Source organism: Bifidobacterium sp. POST2/T3 (B1) (assembly GCF_058197115.1).
In genome coordinates this window covers 1448-2656 of record NZ_JBVPQK010000360.1, presented here as the reverse complement: position 1 = coordinate 2656, position 1209 = coordinate 1448, and the positions used below count along the sequence as shown (strand labels likewise).

General features: G+C 65.4%; 1 pseudogene. It reads left to right on the top strand.

Going from position 1 to position 1209, the window contains the following annotated elements:
- Positions 1–1209: pseudogene (locus tag AC0AP0_RS11605) on the top strand (DNA-directed RNA polymerase subunit beta); the annotation flags it as partial.

The following is a 1209-nucleotide window of genomic DNA, read 5'->3' as shown; positions in this document are numbered from 1 at the left end:
GATGGCCAGGTGACCGACGACGTGGTCTACATGACCGCCGACCAGGAGTCCGAGCACACCATCGCCCAGGCCAACCAGGAGATCGACGAGACCGGACACTTCGTCGAGGACGAGGCCCTGGTGCGTGATGCCGAGGCCGAGGCCAAGGATGTGCCCGTCTCCCAGGTGGACCTGATGGATGTCTCCCCCCGGCAGATGGTTTCGGTGGGCGCCTCCCTGATTCCCTTCCTGGAGCACGACGAGGGCCACCGAGCGCTGATGGGCACCAACATGCAGCGTCAGGCCGTCCCCCTGGTCAAGTCCGAGCGGCCCCTGGTGGGCACCGGCTCCGAGTGGCGCTCCGCCATCGACTCCGGCGATGTCGTCCTGGCTGAGAAGCCGGGCGTGGTCACCTATGTCTCCGCAGACATCATCCGCGTAATGAATGACGACGGTACCCAGTCCTCATACAAGCTGGCCAAGTTCCAGCGGTCCAACCAGACCACCTGCTACAACCAGGTCCCCTTAATCAAGGACGGGGAGCGGGTCGAGGCCGGCACGGTCCTGGCTGACGGCCCCGCCACCGAGAAGGGCGAGATGGCTCTGGGCAAGAACGTCCTGGTGGCCTTCATGCCTTGGAACGGCTACAACTACGAGGATGCCGTCATCATCTCCCAGCGGCTGGTACAGGACGACACCCTGAGCTCCATCCACATCGAGGAGTATGAGACCGACGCCCGCGAGACCAAGCTGGGCGCTGAGGAGATCACCCGGGACCTGCCAAACGTGGGCGAGGATGCGGTGGCCAACCTGGACGAGCGCGGCATCATCCGCATCGGCGCAGAGGTCGAGGCCGGGGACATCCTGGTCGGCAAGGTCACCCCCAAAGGCGAGACCGAGCTGACCCCCGAGGAGCGGCTCCTGCGAGCCATCTTCGGCGAGAAGAGCCGCGAGGTGCGCGACACCAGCCTGCGGGTGCCCCACGGCGAGACCGGCACGGTCATCGAGGTCAAGGAGGTCACCCGCGAGGATGCCGAGGAGGACGGCGATGAGCTGCCCAACGGCGTCAACCGGATGATTCGGGTCTACATCGCCCAGCACCGCAAGATCACCCAGGGCGACAAGCTCTCGGGCCGTCACGGCAACAAGGGTGTCATCTCGAGGATCCTGCCCGAGGAGGATATGCCCTTCATGGCCGATGGCACCCCCATCGACATCATGCTCAACCCG